General features: G+C 68.4%; 22 protein-coding genes. 10 read left to right on the forward strand and 12 right to left on the reverse strand.

Annotation, left to right across the window (positions count from 1 at the left end; all coding sequences use genetic code 11):
- Nucleotides 1–17: 17 nt before the first annotated feature.
- Nucleotides 18–1,802, reverse strand: coding sequence for an enoyl-CoA hydratase-related protein (locus CHC08_RS12630; RefSeq protein WP_089207443.1), 1,785 nt, complete (start codon nt 1,800–1,802; stop codon nt 18–20).
- Nucleotides 1,803–2,066: 264 nt separating this feature from the next.
- On the opposite strand from CHC08_RS12630, the gene CHC08_RS12635 reads away from it, so the two are divergent.
- Nucleotides 2,067–2,447 (forward strand): VOC family protein, encoded by a 381-nt coding sequence (locus CHC08_RS12635; RefSeq protein WP_089207444.1) that lies wholly within the window; start codon nt 2,067–2,069, stop codon nt 2,445–2,447.
- Between the two features lie 3 nt (nt 2,448–2,450).
- Here the strand turns inward: CHC08_RS12635 and CHC08_RS12640 are convergent, their stop codons facing one another.
- Nucleotides 2,451–3,914, reverse strand: coding sequence for a hypothetical protein (locus CHC08_RS12640; RefSeq protein WP_089207445.1), 1,464 nt, complete (start codon nt 3,912–3,914; stop codon nt 2,451–2,453).
- Between the two features lie 578 nt (nt 3,915–4,492).
- On the opposite strand from CHC08_RS12640, the gene CHC08_RS12645 reads away from it, so the two are divergent.
- Both CHC08_RS12645 and CHC08_RS12650 read left to right on the forward strand, forming a co-directional pair.
- Nucleotides 4,493–4,864 (forward strand): hypothetical protein, encoded by a 372-nt coding sequence (locus CHC08_RS12645; protein ID WP_089207446.1) that lies wholly within the window; start codon nt 4,493–4,495, stop codon nt 4,862–4,864.
- Nucleotides 4,865–5,044: 180 nt separating this feature from the next.
- Complete coding sequence (locus CHC08_RS12650) at nt 5,045–5,683, forward strand: hypothetical protein (protein WP_089207447.1); 639 nt, start codon at nt 5,045–5,047, stop codon at nt 5,681–5,683.
- A gap of 70 nt (nt 5,684–5,753) precedes the next feature.
- Here the strand turns inward: CHC08_RS12650 and CHC08_RS12655 are convergent, their stop codons facing one another.
- Nucleotides 5,754–6,737 carry an NADP-dependent oxidoreductase gene (locus CHC08_RS12655; RefSeq protein WP_089207448.1) on the reverse strand — a complete coding sequence of 328 codons (984 nt, stop codon included), beginning with the start codon at nt 6,735–6,737 and terminating at the stop codon, nt 5,754–5,756.
- A 56-nt stretch (nt 6,738–6,793) separates the two neighbouring features.
- Here CHC08_RS12655 and CHC08_RS12660 point away from each other — a divergent pair, with 56 nt between their 5' ends.
- On the forward strand, nt 6,794–7,753 hold the full coding sequence (locus CHC08_RS12660; protein ID WP_089207449.1) for an ArsR/SmtB family transcription factor: 960 nt from the start codon (nt 6,794–6,796) through the stop codon (nt 7,751–7,753).
- A gap of 207 nt (nt 7,754–7,960) precedes the next feature.
- Here CHC08_RS12660 and CHC08_RS12665 read toward each other — a convergent pair whose 3' ends face one another.
- A complete protein-coding gene (locus CHC08_RS12665) occupies nt 7,961–8,923 on the reverse strand; it encodes a LysR family transcriptional regulator (protein ID WP_089207450.1) in 963 nt (320 codons plus the stop codon).
- A 129-nt stretch (nt 8,924–9,052) separates the two neighbouring features.
- Between CHC08_RS12665 and CHC08_RS12670 the strand changes: the two genes are divergently transcribed.
- Nucleotides 9,053–10,294, forward strand: a complete 1,242-nt coding sequence (locus CHC08_RS12670; RefSeq protein ID WP_245878283.1) for an MFS transporter — start codon at nt 9,053–9,055, stop codon at nt 10,292–10,294.
- Nucleotides 10,295–10,434: 140 nt separating this feature from the next.
- Here the strand turns inward: CHC08_RS12670 and CHC08_RS12675 are convergent, their stop codons facing one another.
- From CHC08_RS12675 to CHC08_RS12700, 6 genes are all read right to left on the reverse strand, one after another.
- Nucleotides 10,435–11,352 (reverse strand): oxidoreductase, encoded by a 918-nt coding sequence (locus tag CHC08_RS12675; RefSeq protein WP_089207452.1) that lies wholly within the window; start codon nt 11,350–11,352, stop codon nt 10,435–10,437.
- Entirely contained in the window at nt 11,353–11,862 is a 510-nt protein-coding gene (locus CHC08_RS12680; protein ID WP_089207453.1) for a hypothetical protein, read from the reverse strand.
- An 83-nt stretch (nt 11,863–11,945) separates the two neighbouring features.
- Complete coding sequence (locus CHC08_RS12685; protein ID WP_089207454.1) at nt 11,946–12,542, reverse strand: TetR/AcrR family transcriptional regulator; 597 nt, start codon at nt 12,540–12,542, stop codon at nt 11,946–11,948.
- Nucleotides 12,543–12,568: 26 nt separating this feature from the next.
- A complete protein-coding gene (locus CHC08_RS12690) occupies nt 12,569–12,949 on the reverse strand; it encodes a DUF427 domain-containing protein (protein ID WP_089207455.1) in 381 nt (126 codons plus the stop codon).
- Nucleotides 12,950–13,082: 133 nt separating this feature from the next.
- The gene (locus CHC08_RS12695; RefSeq protein ID WP_245878284.1) at nt 13,083–14,246 is read right to left on the reverse strand and encodes an MFS transporter; all 1,164 of its coding nucleotides are present in this window, start codon (nt 14,244–14,246) and stop codon (nt 13,083–13,085) included.
- A 972-nt stretch (nt 14,247–15,218) separates the two neighbouring features.
- A complete protein-coding gene (locus CHC08_RS12700) occupies nt 15,219–15,407 on the reverse strand; it encodes an SDR family oxidoreductase (protein WP_089207456.1) in 189 nt (62 codons plus the stop codon).
- 32 nt (nt 15,408–15,439) lie between these two features.
- On the opposite strand from CHC08_RS12700, the gene CHC08_RS48180 reads away from it, so the two are divergent.
- On the forward strand, nt 15,440–16,222 hold the full coding sequence (locus tag CHC08_RS48180; RefSeq protein WP_143653193.1) for a neutral zinc metallopeptidase: 783 nt from the start codon (nt 15,440–15,442) through the stop codon (nt 16,220–16,222).
- Nucleotides 16,223–16,382: 160 nt separating this feature from the next.
- On the opposite strand, the gene CHC08_RS12710 is transcribed toward CHC08_RS48180, so the two are convergent.
- Nucleotides 16,383–17,657 (reverse strand): aspartate kinase, encoded by a 1,275-nt coding sequence (locus CHC08_RS12710; protein ID WP_089207458.1) that lies wholly within the window; start codon nt 17,655–17,657, stop codon nt 16,383–16,385.
- Between the two features lie 286 nt (nt 17,658–17,943).
- On the opposite strand from CHC08_RS12710, the gene CHC08_RS12715 reads away from it, so the two are divergent.
- From CHC08_RS12715 to CHC08_RS12725, 4 genes are all read left to right on the forward strand, one after another.
- Complete coding sequence (locus tag CHC08_RS12715; protein ID WP_089207459.1) at nt 17,944–18,204, forward strand: hypothetical protein; 261 nt, start codon at nt 17,944–17,946, stop codon at nt 18,202–18,204.
- A gap of 531 nt (nt 18,205–18,735) precedes the next feature.
- Nucleotides 18,736–19,122: a DoxX family protein gene (locus CHC08_RS12720; RefSeq protein ID WP_089207460.1), complete on the forward strand. Its 387-nt coding sequence runs from the start codon at nt 18,736–18,738 to the stop codon at nt 19,120–19,122.
- A gap of 11 nt (nt 19,123–19,133) precedes the next feature.
- Nucleotides 19,134–19,532, forward strand: coding sequence for a hypothetical protein (locus CHC08_RS48185; RefSeq protein WP_143653194.1), 399 nt, complete (start codon nt 19,134–19,136; stop codon nt 19,530–19,532).
- A gap of 43 nt (nt 19,533–19,575) precedes the next feature.
- Nucleotides 19,576–20,349, forward strand: coding sequence for a GNAT family N-acetyltransferase (locus CHC08_RS12725; RefSeq protein ID WP_089207461.1), 774 nt, complete (start codon nt 19,576–19,578; stop codon nt 20,347–20,349).
- A gap of 294 nt (nt 20,350–20,643) precedes the next feature.
- On the opposite strand, the gene CHC08_RS49510 is transcribed toward CHC08_RS12725, so the two are convergent.
- Entirely contained in the window at nt 20,644–20,784 is a 141-nt protein-coding gene (locus CHC08_RS49510) for a hypothetical protein (protein WP_179282012.1), read from the reverse strand.
- Between the last annotated feature and the right edge of the window lie 421 nt (nt 20,785–21,205).

Raw genomic sequence — 21,205 nt, forward strand, 5'->3', positions numbered from 1 at the left:
CGCGATCGATGGGCATCTCAGACCCGCCTCCGGTCGAAGGCCGCCCGGCGGCCGGTGCCGTAGAGCCGCAGGGCGCCCTCCGGTCCGGCGGCGTTCGGACGGTTGAAGATCCAGTTCTGCCAGGCCGTCAACCGGGCGAAGATCTTGGTTTCCATGGTCTCCGGACCGGCGAACCGAAGGTTGGCCTCCATGGCGGTCAGGGCGTCCGGGCTGAGCGAGGCGCGCTCCTCCAGTGCGATGCGGATCTCGTCCTCCCAGTCGAGGTCGTCGGGGGCGAAGGTCACCAGGCCCTTCTCCAGCGCCTCGGCGGCGTCGATCCGCCGACCGGCCTCCAGATGGAGCTTGGCGACGTGGTCGGGATCGCCGTGGAAGCGGGAGGCCAGGCGGGACAGTCCGTTGCCCATCGGGAGGGAGCCGAAGTTGCTCGCCGTGAGCACGATCCGCGCGGGCTCGCGCTCCCCGTCGCCTGAGGCGAGCGCGGATCGCGCGCGATCCCGTTGCCCGTCATCCACGGCGAGCGCGATCCGTGCTGGATCCCGTTCCTCGTCGTCCGCCGCGAGCGCGGTCCGTGTGGGCTCGTCCTCCTGGAGCAGGCCGTCCAGCATGTACTGGCGGTCGCAGGCCAGAGCCAGTTCCAGCAGCGGTCCGGCGAAGCAGCCACCCGGCTCGATCAGCGCGATCAGGCTGCGGCTCGTCACGTCCAGCCGCTTGAGGGTGCGCTTGAAGTAGTGGCGGATCTCGTTGACCAGCCAGTCGGTGCGGCCGTACTCGGCGAGGACCCGTTCGAAGGCGAGCACCCGGTCAATGTCGCCCTCCGTCCGCAGGACCCAGGTGCCCAGCTCCAGCTCGTTGGTACGCAGCCGCAGGATCAGGTCGTCCAGCTCCCGGGTCATCGCCAGCGGCCAGAAGTCGGCGCCGAGCTCGTGGATCCGCTCCGGGCTCTCGGGGATGTCGTGACGCGGGCCGTACACCGTGATCTCCACCAGTCCGTTCGCGCGGTCCAGGTCGGCCCTGACGGTGGAGTAGACGATCGTGTCGCCGGTCTGTGACCGCTGGAGCGCCGGGAGGGCGATCCCCTCGGCGCCCGCCGGGCGGGTGGAGCGGGCCGCGGCCTCGGCGGCGCGCTGCCGTACGGTCTCCGCGAACCTGCTGCGCGGTGCCGTCTCGTCCACGAGCCGCCACTCGACCGCGGTCCTGCCGCGGACGCCCTCGCTCCTGGTGGCGAACACGTCGGCCAGGTCCTTGCGCACCCCGCGCTTGTCCACCACCCGGGTGAGCCCGCCGGTGCCCGGGAGTACGGCCAGCAGCGGCACCTCGGGCAGCGAGACCGCCGACGAGCCGTCGTCGATCAGGATGATCTGGTCGCAGGCCAGCGCCAGCTCGTACCCCCCGCCGGCCGCGGTGCCGTTGACCGCCGCGAGGTAGGTCTGCCCCGAGTGGGCGGTGGCGTCCTCGATGCCGTTGCGGGTCTCGTTGGTGAACTTGCAGAAGTTCACCTTCCAGGAGTGCTCCGACTGGGCCAGCATCCGGATGTTGGCCCCCGCGCAGAACACCTTCTCCAGGCCGCCCGTGACGACCACGGCCCTGACCTCCGGGTGCTCGAACCGTAACCGCTGCACCGCGTCGTACAGCTCGATGTCCACACCCAGGTCGTAGGAGTTGAGCTTGAGCTCGTACCCCGGCACCAGCCCGCCGCTCTCGTCGACCCGCAGCACGATCCTGGCGATCTCGCCGTCGAACTCGAGCCTGAGGTGCCGGTAACGGCCGGGCTCGGTGTCGAAGGACACCTCGGGCTGGGACATGGTCACGACCTCCAGGGCGGTGCGCGTCTCTCCCTCATTTTCAACATTTTTTCTACGTATCGTCAAGATGATGTAGTGCTTATTTGAGGGTGGGCGAGCAGCGTGTCGCCGCCGGGGGCCTCAGCGTCCAGGCCGGGCACGCCCGGCGCGCGAGCGTTACGGGCGATCCCGGCACGCCCGCCGTGGGCTTCCCGGGAGGTCATTGACCGGCGTGTCATCGGTTCCCCGATCAGCCGGCGCGATCAAGACCGTTACGGTGGGCGGATGCGGATCGACCGTCTCGACCATCTGGTGCTGACCGTCGCCGACATCGAGGCGACGGTGGAGTTCTACACCCGTGTGCTGGGGATGCGGGCGGTGACGTTCGGGGAGGGACGGCGCGCCCTGGCGTTCGGCAACAACAAGATCAATCTGCACGAGGCGGGGCGAGAGTTCGAGCCGAAGGCGGCGCGGCCGACGCCCGGCAGCGCCGACCTGTGCCTCATCGCCAACGATCCGCTGGACGTGGTCATCGCGGAACTGACCGGGCACGGCGTCGAGGTCGAAGAGGGACCCGTGACCCGCACCGGTGCCACGGGATCCATCCTGAGCGTCTATCTGCGAGATCTCGACAACAACCTCATCGAGATCAGCAACTACCGCTGAACCTCAGCGCTCAGCGCGGTGACGGGTGACCGTTCTGGTGGATCGGCCGGGGAACACCTCCACCAGGTGTTCCTCGACGGGCCGGCCGGAGGTGTCCAGGTCGGCCTTCTCCTGGTTGCGGACGGAGACGCGGATCCGGTAACGGCCCGGCCCCGCGGCGGCCAGGTTCGGCAGGGGCTCGCTCCCGTCCCACGACCACAGGTTCAGCTCACCGCTGGGGCTGCGTATACCGGTCTCGACGATCCGGTCCCAACCTCTGGTCGCGATCGGCGGAGCCTGGGTGTAGGCCTTGACGGTGAGGCAGACGGAGGAGTTCTCCACCTCTGTGCGGATGGTCGCGCTGTCGTCGTAGGCACCCACCACGCCGTTGTCGAAGGCGGTTTCCAAGCCGGCGGTCACCCCTTCACCGGCCTCGACGCCGGCGTCGGTGATGCCGTAGCCGCCGCCTTCGCTGACGAACAGGGCGGTGGTGGCCTGCCGCCGGGCGCGCGGCCTCGCACGCGGGTCGGTGCAGTAGGAGGTCTGCTTGGTCTGGTAGTCCTTTTCCCGCTGCACGCCTTCGGCCTCCGACAGCACCAGCTCGGGCCAGGTACGGCCCACGGCGTCGGGACACAGGAAGACCAGGACGCTCATCAGCGAGTGGCTCCAGTCGTCGGCACCCGCCTGGTCCAGCAGTTTTCTGGTCATGGGATCGGTCGAGGGCAGGTGAGCGACCCCGCACAGCGCCCTGCCATAGGTCAGAAGCTCGCGATCGGGCAGCCGTATCAGTCGGCCGACGTAGCCGGTGGCGTCGCGAGCCATGCACAGGAAGGCGAGCTCGCGATCCTTCGGTGCGGTGTCGCCGTACGCCCGGTGGACGACCGTCCAGTCGTAGCACTCCTCGGCGTCGACGGCGCGGCCGGTGAATCGGGTGTCCTGTCTCTGGTCCGTGACGGCCGCAATGACCAGTGCGGCGATTACCGCGGTGACGACCAGTACCCTCCGCGTCGCGCGGGCCCGCGCAGATCGCGGTCCGCCGCCTCTGATGGCGATCATGATCAGCAGCGCCGCAAGCAGGCGATACAGGCCGAACCCGATGCTCCACGCCGCAAGGGGGCCCCACGTCTGCCCGCAGCCCTCGCTGAGCAGGAGATCGAACGCGATGAACGCCGCGTCGATCGCCACCTGAACGGTGATGTAGGCGACGGCGAGGGCGCCGGCCACCCACCCGGCGCGCCGTTCCCGCGCCGGCAGCCATACTGCGAACGCGGCAGGCACCACCACGCTGTCCCAGCCCGCGACCGCGGAGACGATCGGGTTGCCCCAGACGGCGTCTCTCGCCTCGAGCCCCAGGCACGGAGGAGGTTCCCCGGAACTCAGTACGTTGAAATACAGCCATTCCTGGGGAATCCACCAGCTAATTGTCAGTGGCAGCAGACAGAGGATGGTCGCGGTCGCCCACAACCAGAACCGACGTGTCCGCCACACTTTGACTCGCTTTCATCTGTTTCCACTCCAAGAACGACACGCACCTTATCGGGATAAACACCTAAGAAGATCACTTTCGAGGTAGATTTGCTGATCCTCGCTGGTACGGGGGGCGTGAGTTCGCCGCGAACAGGTGTCCATTCATCGTCCGCACCGAACCGCCGGGGAAATGCCGCAGCTGAGCCGTGTGATGAATGCCGTGGATGCGTCCGCGATTTTCTTCAACCACGGAGCGGGTTGTCGAGGTCACTGAGTTGTGGAGGCCGCCGAACCGATAGGCGGACGTCCCGCCGACCATTGGGAAAATCGCCCGGTTCCGCTTTGAAGGGCGATACCCGTTCACGATCGGCAGGTGTGCCCCTTCCCCTGCCAGACCGCTCCGGTGCCAGAGCCGACCACAGGGGGCTCGCGGGGCATCGTCGTCCTGCACCGGCTCACCGAACGAAGCTCGCCCCGCGAGCGGGAAAGACACAACCATCGTTCTTGACTACCAAGAGTGGTTAATTGTTTACTCTTCGTCATGGATGGTGAAGGGTTCGCCGACGCCGCCACCTACCCCCCCTTCAGGGAGGACCTTCATGTCCAACCGTTGCCTCGCCAGGCTCACGGCCTCCGCGCTGCTCGCCGGCGGGCTCCTCGTCGCGGCCGGTACGGCTCCGGCCGCCGCCACCGTTGACGCCGGCGTGCTGAAGCTGTGGGACGAGGCCGGGGAAACGCCCCTCGAAATGCCCGCCAACCAAGGATGCGTCGGAGTCGACCCCTTCTATCGCACGAGCATGGTGGACAACCGCACCGCCTACGCGGTCGAGCTCTTCACGACCGAGGGTTGCATGGGCGAGTTCGTGGGTCTCGTGAACCCCTGGCAGGAGGGCACATATCTGGGTCGACCGGCGGATGTGCAGTCGGTCAGGTTCGTCCTCGCGGTGGAAGAAGACGAGGAGGACGAGTAGCAACGGCCCCGCCGCTGCTCACCGGTCGCCCGTCAGTCCTGACGGCCTGATGCCCGAGCCGGTCTCCCGATAGAGGATGGGGCCGGCCGACCGCCACCACGGACGCCCGTATGGCCTTCGGCCGGCCCCGAGCTTGGCGGGGCCCTATCCTGTGGCCTCCCCCAAGCGAGGAGTAACCGCATGAATCCGGTCACGCCCGAGATGATCGACTACTACACCCGCCTGTTGAAGGATCTCCGCCAGGTGGACGACTACGTCACCGGCGCGATCTTCTGGATGGTGGTGCGGGGGCGTGACGCGCCGCTCACGGTCGCCGACGTCATACGCCGGCTGGGCGCGGATCCCGGCGCGACCACCCCGTCCACGGTGCCGCGGCTGATAGACCCCGGCTGGGCGGTGCTGGAACAGAGCGACCACGGAGTGATCGTCATGGCGACGAACACCGCCGGGCCCCGCAAGCCCGAAACCTGGGCTCGGCTGACCGAAGCCGCGCAGACCTGGGGCTTCTGGTGGCTGGTCAACAACGCGAACCGGCTGTTCTACGCCGCGGACGGTCACCTCGTCACCGAGCTGAACATCCTCAGGCCCGAACCCGTGGAATGCAAGGGTCAGGACCCGCGGGCGTTGGACGCCTACCTGGGCGCACTCCGAGCGCTGGCCGACCGGAAGAGGGCCGACGATCGGGCCGGAACCTATCCCGACCGGTACCGGGATTGGGAGACCGCGCTGGCGACGATGGAGGGGATGACCGGTGTGCGCCTGGACGTCGACCGGTTCACCCGTGAGCAACCATCGATTCACGCCCCAGGGCTGGGATGATCTCGCTCCATGCCTCAGGGAGGCTATGCGCTTCTGCCCAGGTCGGACGGAGCCGGATCGGCGGGACGCCTCACGGCGTGACCTTGACGATCGTCTTTCCGGTGTTGCCGCCGCGGAGCATGCTCAGGAAGGCGTCGACCATGTTGGGCAACCCGGCGACGACGGTCTCGTCCGGCACGACGTGGCCGCTATGGATGTGGGGGATGAGGAAGTCCTCCAGCTCGGACTGGAGGTGGGCGTGGTCGCGGACCAGGAAGCCCTCCAGGCGCAGGCTCTTGCCCACGATGTCGAAGAGGTTGCGCGGTGCGGGCGGCGGCGTGAGGGTGTTGTACTGCGCCACCGCCCCACACCACGCGATCCTGCCCCGGTCGCGCATCGCGCCGATGGCGGCCTCGAGGTGGTCACCGCCGACGTTGTCGAGATAGACGTCCACGCCCTCCGGGGCCGCGGCGGCGAGCTGGGCGGCCAGGTCGCCGGCCCGATAGTCCAGGGCCGCGTCGAAGCCCAGGTCCTCGATCAGGTGCTCGGCCTTGGCCGCCGAGCCGGTGCTGCCGATCACCCTGCCCGCGCCGAGCAGCCTGGCGATCTGGCCGGCGGCGCTGCCGACACCGCCCGCGGCGGCCGAGATGAACACGGTCTCGCCCGGCTGCAGGCGGGCCACACGGGTCAGCCCGACGTAGGCGGACAGGCCGGTGCCGCCGAGCAGGCTCAGGTAGGCGGAGAGCGACACTCCCGGCGACTCCCGCAGGACGCGTACCCCACCGGACGCCACCACCGCGTGACTGCGCCAACCCTGCCGGTGGAACACCAGCTCCCCCACGGGGAGGGCGGGGTCACGAGACTCGACCACGCGCCCGACCGACCTGCCCTCCATCGGCACGCCCAGCGCGCGCTCGTCCATCTCCTCGCGCATGTAGGGGTCGACGGACAGGTAGAGGTTCTCCACGAGCGCCTCACCGGGTCCCGGCTCCGGAGTCGGGACCTCGACATAGGAGAACTGGTCGGCGGCGGGCCACCCGTCGGGGCGCGCCACCTGATGCACAAGAACAGCCATGGGCCGAGCCAACCGCCCTCAGCCGGTCGCGGGACAATGATTTAGCATTTGGCTTAATGCTCAGCTACCGCCTGGGGGTCGACGACCTCGCCGACATGCGCTTCGCCTGCTCGCCACTCCTTGAAGCGGTCACGAGCCTCTGGGCGTTGCGCTGGCCGGAACGGCACGCGCTGCACCTGCCGTGGATCAGGCGGACCCGCGCGACGCTCGCCGCGTCGCCCACGGCCGACGCCACCCTGCTGGACGCTCTGATCGGCGCGGAGCGCGGCTGGCTGCCCGACTTCGTCACGCCCCGGCCGGACACGCCGCTGCCCGGCGTCGACGAGGAGTTGCGCCGGGTACGCGAAACCGATCCGGCCAAGGCGATGGCCGATCTCCGGCACGTCTACGGGCGCCATCCGATCCCCGCCGTGCTGCGCCAGGGGCCCGAAGCGATCGCCGAGGCGCTCGGGCGGTACTGGCACCTGGCGATCGAGCCCCACTGGCCCCGGATGCGAGCCGTACTCGAAGCCGACATGCTCTACCGGGCCCGGCGGCTGGCCCGCGACGGGGCGGCCGCGATGATGACCGAGCTGGATCGGCGGGCACGCTGGGGCGGCGGCGAGCTGCGCCTCTTCGCCGGGCAGACCCTCGAGTACGACGTGGCCGTCGCCGGACGCGGCCTCTGGCTGATCCCCGCGCTGTTCGTGCCGCAGACCATCAGCCCGGTCGGTCCGGAGGAACCGCCGACCGTGATCTACCGGGCCCGTGGCATCGGCACCCTCTGGGAGCGGGGGGAATCCCGGGCGCCAGAAGCGCTCGCCGAGCTGATCGGCCGGTCCCGGGCGAACCTGCTCGCGACCCTGGACGGGCCGATGTCGACCACGGAACTCGCCAGACGGCTCGGCGTGACCCCGAGCGCGGTGTCCCAGCACCTCCGGGTGCTGTTCGGGTCGGGTCTGCTGACCCGGTCCCGCGTCGGCCGGGTCGTGCTCTACGCCCGAACGGAGGTCGCGGACCTGCTGACGGGTCCATGACCGGCGGCACCGATCACCTCGGACCTGCTCGTCTGGATGTTGCCGGCCATGACGTTGCAGGCGGCGGGTTGAGTCATCTACGACCGGGCCTCCGCCGACCCCGAAGGCCGTCCGTGGAGCGAGCGCAAGGCCTGCATCTGGTGGGACGCGGACAAGGGCGAGTGGGTCAAGCCAGTCATGGTGGTGATGCGCCTGCGCAAGCGACTGTCAGCGGCGGGCGATGTCGTCGGCGCTGCGGCGTGGTGTCATCGCCCAGGACGGGAGCCAGGCCGTCTCGGGGAGCGGGGTCAGGCTTGCGAAGTGGTTGATGATCGCCCGAAGTCCCGGGTGCGGGTTCGTTCTGGGGAACATGAGGGAGAGCGGGTAGGCGAGCGTCGGGTTCACGATCGGGATGCGGCGTAGGTCGTGGTTCGTCGGCCAGATGTACCGGTCGCGCGCGCCGACGAGGGTGGCCAGGTCGGCGGAGTCGGCGAGGGCGTCGAGGAGCACCTCGTTACCAAAGTTCGGGCCTGCCGCGTCGAGGCGGAGGTCGAAGGCGGTGGCGAGCTGATCGTAGAACTCCGCCCATTCGCTTCGGGGCGCGATACCCGGCACCCAGATCCGGTGCTTGCGCAGCTGCGGTGGTGTCAGTTTTCGTGCGGGGGCGAGCGGATGTCTCGGGCCGACGAGGAGTTCCAGCGGTGAGTCGAACGCGTGGATCATTTGCACGTCGCGCGGCAGCGCGGCCGGGTCGGTGACGGTGCGGAACGAGGCGTCGACATCGCCTGCCTGGACGGCGGCGACCGCCACGCGTGGGTCGTTGACCCTGAGGACCACCACGTCGAGGTCGGTTTCCGGATGCGACCGCCAATAGTCGTGCAGAACGACGGCCTGCGCGCTTCGCAGGCCGAGAACGTCGATCCGAAGGGCCCGCGAGCCCGGCCTGACCGCGGTGACGGCGCGATCGACACCCGCGACGACACTCCGTGCGTGGGGGAGAAACGCCTGACCGTCGAGCGTCAGTTCGACCCCTCGGGCGGTACGGGTGAACAGGCGGACCTCCAGCTCGCGCTCCAGGGCGGCGATCCGCTTCGAGACCGCCTGCTGCGTCACGCCCAGCTCGTCGGCCGCGTGTTGCAACTGCCCGAACTCGGCCGCCCGGACGAACGATCGCACTGCCTCGGTATCCACCGGTCCAGCCTATGTCCGCACAACCGATCGTTGGGGCTCGCCGAAAGTGGGTTGTTTGATCCTGCACTCCCGTAACCGATGTGATTCGGGGGCCCAAACATCGGTTGTCGCAGGGGGAGTCACGTGCGCGTGAAATTGGGGTCCGATTTCGGCCGGCTGTGGTCGGCCTACGCCGTCAGCACGTACGGCACATGGATCGCCTTCGGAGCGTTCCCGCTCATCGCGGTTCAGGTGCTGCACTCGTCGGCATTCGCGGTTTCGTTTCTGGAGGCAGCCGGGCTTGCCGTCGCGGCGATCATCGCGTTCCCGCTCGGGCCGTGGGTCGAGCACCGGCCCAAGCGCCCGGTGATGATCGCGATGGACCTGGTTCGGTTTCTCGCGATGACGAGTGTTCCGGTCGCGTACTTCCTCGGAATGCTCTCCTACGGCCAGCTGCTGGTCGTCTCGGTCATCTCCGGAACCGCGAGCATCGCCTTCACCGCCGCATCCGGCGCGTACCTGAAATATCTCGTCCGCAGCGATCACCTCCTTACCGCGAACGGGAGATTCGAGGGCACGAGCTGGGTGGCGACCGCGGCCGGACCGCCCCTCGGCGGCGCGCTCATCGGGCTGCTCGGCCCGGTCGTCACGCTCATGGCCGACGCCCTCAGCTACCTGCTGTCCGCGCTCGGGGTCCTCCGCATTCGCGGCGGCGACGTCGCGACACCCCGCGACCCGGCCACCAGGTTGCGCGGAACCGACCTTCTCGCCGGCTGGCGGTTCATCCTCCACGATCGCGTACTACGGCGCCTGTTCCTCAACTCGATCCTGGTCAGCGGCTTGATCATGGCCACCGTCCCGCTCCTCGCCGTCCTCCTGCTGGGCGAGTACCACTTCCCGGCCTGGCAGTACGGGCTTGCCTTCGGCATCCCGGCACTCGGCGGCTTCGCGGGCGCCCGCCTCTCCGCCCGCCTCGTGAAGCGTTACGGCCGGCACCGGGTCATGACCGTCTCCGGCTGGCTGCGATCGATCTTCCCGCTCGGTCTCGCGTTCATCCATCCCGGCCTCACCGGGCTGCTCACCGTGATCATCGTCGAGGGCCTGCTGATCACATGCATGGGCGTCTTCAACCCGATCTACGCCACGGAACGCCTGCAACGGACTCCCGCGGATCACGCCGCCCGAGTCCTCAGCGCATGGAGTGCCTGCAGCAAACTCGTGCAGGCCGCCCTCATGGTGATCTGGGGCATCCTCGCCACGCTGACCAGCCCCCTCGCCGCGATCACCATCTCCGGCGTTCTCCTGCTCGCCACCCCGCTCCTGCTGCCCAAACGGACACACCTGCTCGACCCCGAACCCGCCCTGCCGGCCGAGGAGGTCCCGGCCGCATGACGCACCCGGGCCTTTCACCCGCCGGGAAGGAACGGCGCGGCCCTCCCCGGGGATGAGGTGAGGCCGGCCTGCGGACCGGGGATGAGGTGAGGCCGGCCTGCGGAGTGGCCGGGTGACAACCGTGCGTACCGTCGCGCGGGTCAGGCGAGCTTGTCCAGGGCGGCGATGTCGTCGCCGGTCAGGTTCAGGCGGGCCGCCGCGAGGTTCTCCTCCAGGTGGGCCGGGGAGGAGGTGCCCGGGATGGCGAGGGTGACCGGTGAGTGACCGAGCAGCCAGGCGAGCGCCGCCTGGACGCGGGTCGCGCCGTACCGGCCGGCGATCTCGTCGAGCGCCGCGAGCTGTTCGGGGGAGGGGGCCATGCCGGGCGGGGCCTGCGAGAGGTCGAGGCCGGGGCGGAGCATCCCGGCGGCGAGGGGGAAGTAGGGGACGAACGCGATGCCGGCGGTCTCGCACGCGGACAGGACGTCCGCGCCGGACCGGTCGAAGATGTGGTGGCGGTTCTGCACCGCGACCACGGGAGCGATCTCGCGGGCCTCGGCGAGCCGGCTCGTGGTCACGCCGCTGAGCCCGAGGTGGCGGATCAGCCCACGCCGTCGCAGGTCGGCGAGCGCACCGAAGGACTCGGCGAAGGGCGTGTCGCCGGGGACCATCAGCCCGTCGCCGCCCACCCGCAGGTAGACCAGGTCGAGCCGGTCCCTGCCCAGCCGGACGAGGTTCTCCTCGACCTGCTCGCGGAGCGATTCCGGTTCCGCGGCGGCGTTCCAGCCCCGCCACTCGTCGCGGACCACGCCCACCTTGGTGGCGATGACCAGATCGCCGGGGTAGGGGTGCAGGGCCTCCCTGATCAGGTCGTTGGCCACGTGCGGGCCGTAGAAGTCGCTGGTGTCGATGTGGGTGACGCCCAGCTCCACCGCCCGGCGCAGTACGGCGAGCGCCGTGCCGTGATCCTGCGGCGGCCCCCACGAGCCGGCACCGGGCAGTTGCATCGCCCCGTAGCCGAGCCGTCCGACGGTCAGGCCGTCCGCGAGGCGCAGATTCCTGTCGGCGTGAACGGTCATTTACGACCTCCCTCTGCTGCTCGCGGGCCGGTTGCCACGCGAGGAGAGGCGGGTATGGATCGACGCCGTGGCGATCGCACCGTCCGGGTCGCGGTCGAGCTTGCCTCGCCGTACCAGGTCGTGGACGCCCTGGCGGGTGATGCCGAGCATCGCCGCGGCGACCGAGACCGGCACCGCGGACGCCGACGGGTGCCCGGCGCGCCTGGCGACGGCCCTCCCCAGCGGGGTGCCCCACCATCCGGCGGGCGGGTCGAACGGCGCGTCGCTCGGGTAGAGGGCGCTCACCAGGCGGATCGCCAGGTAGGCGGCCTTCTGGTCGTCCTCGCCGAACAGCACGTCGGCCCAGGCCCGGCTCTTCGCCTCCAGTCGTTCGCGGAGACGCTCGCTGTCGCTCACGCCGAACAGGTCGTCCTCGCCGAACAGGATGTCCAGCGGATCGAGCACCCTGCTGCCGACGATCCTGCGGAGATCCTCGGCCAGGGCACGACGCTCGTCGAGCCACGGTTCCATGCCCGCTTCCCTTCTACTTGACGCCGAGTATCAAGTACTTGTCGTCAGGCGTCAAGTAGCGTGGAATCGGATGGATGGCGGACTCAGTCCGAACGGCGCTGGGTGGGGACCTTGGGGGCGGCATCGAGGAGCGCGCTCGCCGCGGCGCGGGCGGTGGTGGACGCGGACGGGTCGCGGTCCATGCGAGCCGACAGCCCGGCTCCGTCATACAGGAGATGGAGCTGGCGGGCGAGGGACTCGGGGTCGGCCACACCGGCCTCCTCGGCGAGGCCGGTGAACAGGGCCCGCACCCAGGCCCGGTATCCGTCGGCGACGTGCTCGACGGAGCTGCCGTGCGTGGTCTCGGCGCTGGCCCTGACGAACGCGCATCCGTTGAACATGGGATCGGTGAACAGCTCGCCCTGGGCGTCGAAGACACCGAGCAGGCGCTCGCGCGGTGTGCGGAAGCGAGCCATGGCCCTGGTGATGCGCTCGGTGGTGCTGGCGTGACGGCTCTCGAGGTAGACGCGGACGAGCTCTTCCTTGCTGCCGAAGATGTTGTAGAGAGAGGCCTTGGCGACGCCCGCGTGCTCGATGATGCGGTCGATGCCGACCGTCTGCACGCCCTCGCGGTAGAACAGCTCGTTGGCGGCGGCCAGGATGCGTTCGCGGGCTGACGGCTTGGTCTCGGTCCTCGGCATGACTCGCTCCTTTTAGACAGACCTGTCTAGTCTACTGCGGGCTGCTCCTCCACGGTCACCCGATCGGGGTAAAAGGCCACGTGACCTGCGATGGTGCTCACCGAGGGGTACGGGGTCCGGTAGACCCAGACGGCGTCGGTGAGCTCCTGGCCGGGGAGGGCGAGGTGGTAGTAGGACGCGTCGCCCTTGTAGGGGCAGTAGGTCTGGGTCGTGCTGTCACGGAGCACGGCGGGATCGACGTCCTCGAGAGGGATGTAGTGGACGGGCGGGTAGTCGGCCTCGCGCAGGGTCAGTGCGGAGGTCGTGTCGGCGATGACCGTGTCGCCGACGCGGGCGACGATGCGGGCCGTACCGGCTTCGACGGTGATGGGGTGGTCCGGTCCGGGTTCCTTGATTTGCTTTGTCATGATCGTGTTCCTTTCCTGGAGGCGGCACTCACGGCCGCGTCTTCTGTGGCAGCGCGCCCGATAGACCGCTTGTTCCTGTTTTTAGGATCGTTTTCCCGGATGTGTCCGGGCCCCGGTGGCGACCGCCCCCATGTCAGGGGTTGGCTGTCGCGGGCACGGGGCTGCTCGCCTGCCGGTTGGTCAGCAGGCCGATCAGCGCCACGCCGGCCAGGAGGATGACGGCGATCCCGTATTCACGGGCCGTGCCGAGCAGGCCGTCGAGGTGGACGACGAGCACTCCGGCGATCACGGCGGGGAGGCCCATGCCCAGGTAGGACACGACGTAGAGCAGGGAGAGGACGCCGGCGCGCTCGTGCGGCCGGGCCAGCGGCATCACCAGCCGGATCCCGCCCTGGAAGCCGCTGCCGAAGCCGACGCCGGAGATGGCGCTGCCGACGAAGAAGCCGGCCGCCGAGCTCACGCCGATCGAGACGAGGGTGACGCCCACACCGATGATCAGGGCCAGGGCCCCGGCGTACAGCACGGTCCGCGTCGGCGCGTTGCGTAGCAGCAGCACGGACACCGCGGCGACCCCCGCGAGGATGAACAGGCTCAGCCCCCCGTACACGGCCGAGTGCGAGTGGACCAGGGTGCCGGTGAGCGCGGGGCCGAGCGAGCCGTAGAAGCCGGCCAGGGACCAGACCGCGAACAGCACGGGGGCGGCGATCAGGACGGGTCGGCGGACCTGGCGCGGGAGCACGATCTCCGGGACGAGGCTGGCCAGCGCTCCGGGCTTGGGTGACGCCGTCTCGCGCATCAGAGTCACGCCCACCGCCTGCAGGACGAACACCGCCAGCAGCAACAGGTAGATCAGGTGAGCCGGGGCGGGCAGGTACTGGACTATCAACGCCGAGGCCAGCGCGCCGGTGGCGGTGCCGATGCCGGGGGCCACGGAGTTGGCGACGGTGCCGCGTGCCCGGTCGATGTCCAGCATGCCCGCGCCGACCGCGCCCACGGCCACTCCGGTCGACAGGCCCTGTACCACCCGGGCCACCAGCAGCGCCGTGACGCCGTCGGCGGTGGCGAACACGAGCATCGCCACGGCCTGGACCGCGAGCGCGGCCAGCAGTACGGGACGCCGGCCGAGGTGGTCGGAGATCCTGCCGAAGATGAGCAGCGAGACCAGGACGGCCACGGCGTACACGCCGAACACGACCGTGGTGGTGATCGGGGTGTAGCCCCACTCGGCCTGGTAGGTCGCGTACAGCGGCGTCGGCGCGCTGGAGGCTGCCAGGAAGGACACGACGATGGAGGCCATGAGCCCCAGAGCCGCCGTGGGCCCTATCAGATCGCGGTCCCGCCGATGGACCGCATGACGTACGGACCCACTCACGACTACCCCCAAAGTAGCGACTAGACCCATCTGTCTAGTGCGCGCCTCACAGTAGACAGGCCTGTCTGAGTTCGTCAAACGGGACGGGTCGCCGAGCGCGGCCGGCTCCACGGCCCGGTGACACGCCGTCGCCATTGGTGCCCACATATGCGTCTCACCAGCTGATTTTTCTTCTAGCCCCTCCGTTTTCCCCAGCGAGATGGGTCTTCTTCGAGCGGTTTATGAACCAGGAAGAGCGTCCGCAGTCGCCTCGGAGTGCTGTGAGGTTGTGCGAACAATCTCCCCGGAGTCCTGTTCGGCGCGGCCGGCAACTCCGCTTAACCTGATGGATCAGACAGGTCTGTATAGTAATTTTGATCCGTGTCTGACGCATCGGTGCCCTCGCCTTCACGGCGACAACGGCATCCGCGTCGTGTCCGAGCCTGTCCCCGCATCATCGGCCTGGCACGGGCTCGCCTCCCGGCGGTGATCCGACGTGACCGGGGGTATTTGGCCTGACATGCCTTCTCCAGATGAGATCAGGCGCGATTCCTCGTGCGAGTCGTCACGTGTTTTCAGGCGCGGAGGCAGATAATTGGTGGTCGCCGTCCACCCATGACGGCTTTCGTAATAAGCGGCGCGACGGCACAGGCAGGAAGGTCACAGACCCGGACTGGGGCTTTCAAGAGCCGTGCCGTCGCGCCGATTCAGGGACTACCGGCCGAACTCCGTGAGAACGCGTTCGATCCGGGCAGCGGTGGTCCTGACCTCGATGGTCGGAGAGGGGAACCAGGGCGCTCCGTCCGAGGTCAGCGCGTTCCTGGCTGGCATCGGCGCGGCAGGAACGCCTCGGAGAAGGCGAAACAGTCGAAATGGCAGCCGGGGCGATGCTCCGATTCTTGTTCCCCGCCCAGCGCTTCAGACGGAGTACCGGCACAGCGTTTCTCCGCCGTCGATGCGGATGAGGGAACCGTGCACGTAGCTGGATTCGTCGCCGGCCAGATAAAGCGCCAGATTTGCGATGTCTCGCATCTCGCCCCAGCGCTTGAGCGGCACACTCTCGGCGATGGTATGCATGAAATCCGTATTGGCGTAGAGGTCGCGCATCAGGACCGAGTTTTGCTCTAACGTGATCTTTCGTGTTCAAATCCCTCGCGCTACTGGCCTCAGGCCTACTCGTCGTCCTTCTCACCTCTGGCATGGCGGATGCTGCCGCCTACCCCATCCGGGACGCACCTACTCTGACCGACAACAGCCTCTATGGCAGCGGCAAGATTAAAACTTCGACATGTTCCGGCGGCGCGATCAGTACCGAAAGCTCTGCGGCCGCAAAGCGTACGCTCACCGCTCTGTGGCGCTGCCTAAACACGTCCTGGTCGGCGCACTTCAAGCGGGCCAAGCTGCCCTTCACGCCCGCCAAGCTCGTTGTCATCACCAAGCCGACGCGGTTCTGCGGTAAAAGCGTGAAGGATGCCAGAGATTCCGCTTACTGCCGTGCGACGAAGACGGCGGCGATGGTGGTGGACAAGAAGTACTACCTGGGGATCCGTGAGATCTACCCTTTCCAGTCCGTCTCCGAGCTCTACGGTGAGCACCTACAGCACATCATCGGCATCACGGACAGCGCTCGTGAGACACCGTACGACAGTGAGGCCGAGAGCCTCGAGCAGAATCGGCGCTGGTCGCTCCAGGGTGACTGCCTGGGGGCGGTCTCCCTGAGGAGTGTCTGGAAGACGGCGGGCCGGGGTAGTGAGGGCTGGCCCGCGATGCTGAAACTCATGAAGGAAAACGGCGACCCTGGGTCCGGGCCTCGCTACTGGGGCAAGGGCGCGAACATCGTCTACTGGAGCGATCGCGGCTTCAAGAGCGGCGACCCCGGCTCCTGCAACACCTGGAAGGCCTCTTCCGCACGCGTCGCCTGACGGCCGAGGCCCATGACCGTCGCGGTGGAGTTGCCATGTCGATGAGTTCGGGCACTCCTTCGGCCCGAACTGGGTATGGCCCGCGCCAGGGCGCGGGCCATACCGTCGCGATGCGCGAGGAAAACGGGCTCCGGTCCTCAGCCACGTTCCCCCGGGCCGCTCATCGTCCGGTCCCGCCGTACACGACCGCTTCGACCTCGTCGGCGTCCAGGTCGAACGCCTTGTGCGCGGCGGCCACGGCCGCGTCCACGCCGTCCTCCGCGACGATCACCGAGATGCGGATCTCCGAGGTGGAGATCATCTCGATGTTGACCCCCACCCCGGCCAGGGCGGCGAAGAACTTCGCGGTGATGCCCGGGTGCGAGCGCATCCCGGCGCCGATCAGCGAGATCTTGCCGATCTGGTCGTCATACCGCAGCGACTCGAACCCGACCTGATCCTGGATCTTCTTGAGTGCGCCCAGCGCCGTCTGGCTGTCGGTCGCGGGAATGGTGAAGGAGATGTCGGTGCGGCCCGTCGCGGCGGCCGAGACGTTCTGCACGATCATGTCGATGTTGATCTCAGCGTCGGCCAGGGTCCTGACGATGGCGGCGGCCTCGCCGATCTTGTCGGGAACGCCGACAACGGTGATCTTGGCTTCGCTCCGGTCGTGCGCGACGCCGGAGACGATCGGCTGCTCCATCTCGGTTCCTTCGGAGTAAGGGTCGGAGACGACCCACGTGCCTTCCTTGGTGCTGAACGAGCTGCGCACGTGAATCGGCATGTTGAACCGGCGAGCGTACTCCACGCAGCGCAGATGCAGGACTTTCGCCCCGCACGCCGCCATTTCCATCATCTCCTCATAGGAGATTCCGGGAATCTTGCGTGCGGTCGGCACGATGCGCGGGTCGGCGGTGAAGACGCCGTCGACATCGGTGTAGATCTCGCAGACATCGGCCTCCAGCGCGGCTGCCAATGCGACCGCGGTGGTGTCGGTGCCACCGCGGCCGAGCGTGGTGATGTCCTTGGTGCCCTGCGAAATACCCTGGAACCCGGCCACGATCGCGATCCGCCCCTGATCGAGCGCCTCGCGGATCCGGCCGGGGGTCACGTCGATGATGCGCGCCTTGCCGTGCGTGGCATTGGTGATCACACCCGCCTGCGAGCCGGTGAACGAGTGTGCCTCCTGCCCCAGGTTGGCGATCGCCATCGCCAGCAGGGCCATCGAGATGCGCTCACCCGAGGTCAGCAGCATGTCCAGTTCGCGAGCCGGAGGCAGCGGCGACACCTGCTCGGCCAGGTTGAGCAGGTCGTCCGTCGTGTCGCCCATCGCGGAGACGGCGACGACCACGTCGTTTCCGGCCTTTTTGGTCGCGACGATCCGCTGCGCGACCCGCTTGATGCAGGTCGCGTCCGCGACAGACGAACCACCGTACTTCTGGACGACAAGCGCCACGAGAATCTCCCATCCGGACGACGAACGGCCAGTGTAGAGGCGGTCCGGGACATGGCGTGATCTTGACTTCCTGTCAATGGCGCCGCCCGGTCCCGGGCCTCATGACCGCATCACGGGACCGTCCCGGCCAGACGGAGTGCTTCAAGCGGATCAAAAGAGGGATTAATGCGCACCTTCTACGCTCTTGCCCGCGCTTGCACAAGCGACGGGCAGTCACCTGCAGCAGGTCTACGGCGTTCGATGCCGGGGCAGGTACTCCTTGGGGATTACGGGAAAGGATCGGACCGTGCCTGACAACGTCGTACTGAGCATTCGATTTCACCCGGTGGCCGGTGAGGACGTCTACGTGATGAGCGGGGATTTCGCCGGGGAGCCCGAGGCGTTGGAGGCGATCGCCCGTGCTCTGGACGAGCGACGCAGCCTGGTGCTGACCCGTACGAGATATGGCAGTGAGACCGACGTGAACGGCATGGTCGTCAACCTGGCCAACGTGGTGTCGGTGCGCGTGTCGAAGCCGGAGAGCATCGAGGCCGGCCAGTACTTGTAACGCCGGTCCCGGGGCCGGGCCATCTTCACGCCGTCCCCAGGCGGCCCGCGGTGCGCGTCATCGAGGACGTACGGATCGACAGCAGCCAGCGGACGGCGATCGCGGCGATGAAGGCGGTGATGGCGGCGACGACGAGCCACGCCCATACCCGCCACAGCGCCCGTGCAGCCCGACTTTCGCGGCCGAGTTGGCGCCGATGAATCCGGCGGCGACCGTCGGGAGGAAGTATTCGCCGTGGACGTCCTCGAGATGGAACAGCCCCTGAAACCGCTGCGCCAGCAGCCAACCGGCGAACAGCGCGGCGAACGGTGAGGAATCGCGGGGCACGCACCTGAACGATCTCGCGGCATCCTGGCTCACCCCACCCTCAACGAACCGGCGCGGTGCGGCGGCAGGTCATATCGGTGCGGGCGGTGTCACGTTTCCCGAGCCGGGGGCGCTCTTAGGGGGGTCGGCAACCCGAGCCGCCACCAGGAAGCCGTGCGCGAACCCGGCGCCGGCTGATCGAGCCAACGATTCACTGGAGTTCTCGTGTCCACCGCCTACGTCGTCACCGCTCTCGTCACCGCCGCCGCCAATGCCTTCTCGGGCATCGCCGCCATAACCCGCTTCGCGCCGATCATGCGGACGCTCCGTCCCGCGCTCCAGAGAGCCGGCGTGCCCGAATCGTGGCTGACCTTTCCGATAGGCATTCCCAAGGTCGCGGGCGCGGTCTGGCTGACGCTCGGGCTCCTCGGCGTGCCACTGGTCGGTACGGCCGCCGCAGCCGGCCTCGTCCTCTACTTCGTCTGCGCCCTCTACACCCACCTCCGCGTGAGCGACTTCTCGCCGCAGTTCTACCTGGCGATCGTGTTCCTCGGGCTGGCGGTGGCCACGCTGGCGTTGGACCCCGCACTGGTGCTGAACATCAGAAGGTGATGGCCTCGGGCATGGCCATCGCCGGCAAGGCGTTCGGACCCGGTGGCCTCTCGCTGCTCGACCTGCGCTCGATGACCGCGATCAGCACCGTCCCGATCACCCAGCTCAGCCCGGCCGGGCACTCGACAACCCGTAGCCCGATATGGCTGCCGGCAAATGGGAAGTCGCCGCAGTCGCCGGCGGTGCCGGACGACGACTCCTCGCTGCTGATCTACAGCACGCCCCCGCTGTCCCGACACATACCTGATCAACCGGGGCGTAGCCGTATCGACAACGGCTGCGCCCTGGTCATGTCAGCCCCGGTAGCTGAGCGGCGCCTTGTTCGGCAAGACACACCACACCAAGCCAGGGAGCATCACGTGTCCCTTAAGTATAATATGTCGGATTCTGTAACTTATCGTCATTTTTGAGCCATTTGGCTCACGAATAACGATCTGAAAGTGGGAGCCGCATATGGACGACGGGAATCGCGACCCGCTGGCCACGGAGGTGACTCGCTCGATCATGCACACGTTCGAGTCGCTCTTCGCGCTCGCTCCCGGCGGGGAGATCTGGCGTGGGGAGCATGACACCCGATGGCTCGTGAGCGGGCTTCCGGCGGCGTTCATGAACACCGTATTCGCCCCCCACGGCCTGCTGGACGCCGGCGAGGTGGAGAGCTTCGCCGCGCTGATGGACGGCTGTTCGCTGCCCTGGAGCATCAACGTCCTCGGTGAGCCGGCTCCGGAGATCGTCGATCTGGTCACGCGGTACGGGCTGACCACCCGCGAGCATGCGCCGCTGATGGCGAGGGACAGCGCGGAGCCACTGCCGCCGTCCGTGGGCGCGCACCCGGTCCGTACCATCGACGGGAAGGATCACCAGATCTACGGCGAGACCCTGGCGGCCGGTTTCGAGGCCCCGCTGGAGATCATGTCGTGGCTCGCGAGGCGCGAGCTCCTTGACGCACCGTGGGCGACCGCCTATCTCCTGGAGGAGGAGGGCCGCCCGGTCACGACGGGTTACGCGACGCGGCACGGGGACCTCCTCGGGATCTGGAACATCTCGACATCGCCGGAGCACCGGCGGCGGGGGTACGGCAAGGTCATGACGGAGGCGCTCGTGCGGGACGGATTCGCCTCCGGCGCGCGGTTTGCCTACCTGCAGGCCTCCGCCCAGGGCGTCGGCGTCTACACGTCGATCGGTTTCCGTACGGTCGCGGCCTGGACCATCTTCACTCGCGACTGACGGTCCGCTCCTCTCCCCGTGGTCTTGGCTCCCGCACCGGCCCCACCTCTTTCCAGATCTTCGATGCCTTCGAAACCGAGGGCGATCGCCTCACACACCTTCAGGGCAAGGTGCGCGAGGCGACCGTGGCCCGCGGGCAGGAACTGTTCAGCGTCTCGCCGATCAACACGCCGGTGGACGTCCTCGCCGCGAAGCTCCCTCACTGATCGACGACCCCGGGGATCCCACCGCGCGGCGAATCCGACCACGTCGCGCTTCCCGCCCGCCTCCGCTTCACCCAGGTGGGTCAGCCGGTCACGCCGGTCGCCACGGCTCGGCCACCTTGTCTCCGTAGGAGATCTTGTCGGCGCCGACGAACGCGCCCAGCTCGGCGACCGCCCGGCCCACGGCCCAGGTGGTCGCCTCGTCCACGAGTGTTGCCGCTTCGGGGAACATCCCCTCGATCTCCAGCAGCCCCCGGCGGCGGTCCAGGCGTGGTACGAGCCTGCCGATCAGCCGCTCGCCATGCAGGATCGGCAGGATGTAGTGCCCGAGCGAGTCTTCTCCCAGCCCTGGGCGTTCGGCGGCGGAAGGTCCGAGACCTCACCTGCCCTGCGCTGACGAGTCCTTATTCTGTTGCGAGCTTTCGGGTGTTGTGGAAGCGTTGGCTGCGCTTTGCAGCACGCATACACACGACGAAGGACTGAAGCCAATGATCTCGGCGCCCCTCAGCGGCCGCCGTCGGCACTGATCGGTCTGCTCTTCCGGCAGCACCAGTGCCACGCCCGTATTTCCTCACGGCGGTCCCACGCGCGGTGCCTGACGCACCGCTCCCATCTCCCTGTCCGGGAATGGCCCCGGTTCGACGCCGGGTCTG

Origin of the sequence: Streptosporangium subroseum (assembly GCF_900188345.1) — a bacterium.
GTDB lineage: Bacteria > Actinomycetota > Actinomycetes > Streptosporangiales > Streptosporangiaceae > Streptosporangium > Streptosporangium subroseum.

Coding starts and splice junctions, on each gene's coding strand:
- CHC08_RS12660 (WP_089207449.1), top strand. CDS start 6,794: ATGCTCAGCTACCGCCTGGGGGTCGACGACCTCGCCGACATGCGCTTC.
- CHC08_RS12700 (WP_089207456.1), bottom strand. CDS start 15,407: ATGCGCGACCTCTACGCCAATACGGATTTCATGCATACCATCGCCGAG.
- CHC08_RS49510 (WP_179282012.1), bottom strand. CDS start 20,784: ATGTTCCCCGAAGCGGCAACACTCGTGGACGAGGCGACCACCTGGGCC.
- CHC08_RS12725 (WP_089207461.1), top strand. CDS start 19,576: ATGGACGACGGGAATCGCGACCCGCTGGCCACGGAGGTGACTCGCTCG.
- CHC08_RS12675 (WP_089207452.1), bottom strand. CDS start 11,352: ATGACCGTTCACGCCGACAGGAATCTGCGCCTCGCGGACGGCCTGACC.
- CHC08_RS12680 (WP_089207453.1), bottom strand. CDS start 11,862: ATGGAACCGTGGCTCGACGAGCGTCGTGCCCTGGCCGAGGATCTCCGC.
- CHC08_RS12635 (WP_089207444.1), top strand. CDS start 2,067: ATGCGGATCGACCGTCTCGACCATCTGGTGCTGACCGTCGCCGACATC.
- CHC08_RS12685 (WP_089207454.1), bottom strand. CDS start 12,542: ATGCCGAGGACCGAGACCAAGCCGTCAGCCCGCGAACGCATCCTGGCC.
- CHC08_RS12690 (WP_089207455.1), bottom strand. CDS start 12,949: ATGACAAAGCAAATCAAGGAACCCGGACCGGACCACCCCATCACCGTC.
- CHC08_RS12650 (WP_089207447.1), top strand. CDS start 5,045: ATGAATCCGGTCACGCCCGAGATGATCGACTACTACACCCGCCTGTTG.
- CHC08_RS12655 (WP_089207448.1), bottom strand. CDS start 6,737: ATGGCTGTTCTTGTGCATCAGGTGGCGCGCCCCGACGGGTGGCCCGCC.
- CHC08_RS12630 (WP_089207443.1), bottom strand. CDS start 1,802: ATGTCCCAGCCCGAGGTGTCCTTCGACACCGAGCCCGGCCGTTACCGG.
- CHC08_RS48185 (WP_143653194.1), top strand. CDS start 19,134: ATGGCCATCGCCGGCAAGGCGTTCGGACCCGGTGGCCTCTCGCTGCTC.
- CHC08_RS12645 (WP_089207446.1), top strand. CDS start 4,493: ATGTCCAACCGTTGCCTCGCCAGGCTCACGGCCTCCGCGCTGCTCGCC.
- CHC08_RS12695 (WP_245878284.1), bottom strand. CDS start 14,246: ATGGCCTCCATCGTCGTGTCCTTCCTGGCAGCCTCCAGCGCGCCGACG.